Raw genomic sequence first — 241 nt, 5'->3', positions numbered from 1 at the left:
GGCTTTGCAAGATTTTGATAAAAAACATAAAAATAGATAAAAAAATACTGCCATGTGGCTATGGCAGCATAAACTTGTATTCGGAGGTAATTATATCATGGTGAATAAAGCATCACAAGGGAATGTAAGAACTAGAAATTGGACGTTTGTAATTTACCCAGAAAGTGTTTCTGAAGGTTGGAGAGATATATTAGATGATGAACATATACAATGGGTTGAATCTCCATTACATGATAAGGAT

The 241-nt window shown here is 32.8% G+C and carries 1 protein-coding gene; it reads left to right on the top strand.

From position 1 onward, the window contains the following. Nucleotides 1-52: 52 nt before the first annotated feature. Nucleotides 53-241: Rep family protein (locus SH09_RS13615; protein WP_327083209.1), on the top strand; the 189-nt coding region annotated here is incomplete at its 3' end.

Source organism: Staphylococcus gallinarum, from assembly GCF_000875895.1.
GTDB lineage: Bacteria > Bacillota > Bacilli > Staphylococcales > Staphylococcaceae > Staphylococcus > Staphylococcus gallinarum.
Note: the sequence above shows the minus strand (reverse complement) of the source record. Positions and strands in the feature narration are given on the sequence as shown.